General features: G+C 68.3%; 1 pseudogene. It reads right to left on the bottom strand.

Annotated features, from left to right (window positions below):
- Positions 1–220 (bottom strand): annotated as a pseudogene (locus tag OC373_RS18860) (heavy metal translocating P-type ATPase); the annotation flags it as partial.
- Positions 221–243 lie beyond the last annotated feature (23 nt).

The raw sequence follows: 243 nt of genomic DNA, 5'->3' as shown, positions 1-243 counted from the left end.
GCTCGGAGTGCGCTTCGACCGCGGCAGCCGTGCCCAACAACCGCTCCTGCGTCCAGCCCGGAGCGACGGCCATGTCGACCACCTCGGGGGCGCCGACCGTCAGAGTGCCGGTCTTGTCGAAGATCACCACGTCAAGGCGTGCGCTCTTCTCGATGGACTCGGCATGCTTGAACAGGATGCCGTGGCGCGCGCCCAGGCCCGTGCCGATCATGATCGCCATCGGCGTCGCCAAGCCCAGCGCAT

The organism is Stenotrophomonas sp. Ste96, from assembly GCF_024519495.1.
Lineage (GTDB): Bacteria > Pseudomonadota > Gammaproteobacteria > Xanthomonadales > Xanthomonadaceae > Stenotrophomonas > Stenotrophomonas bentonitica_A.
This window is presented reverse-complemented; position numbering and strand designations above follow the sequence as displayed.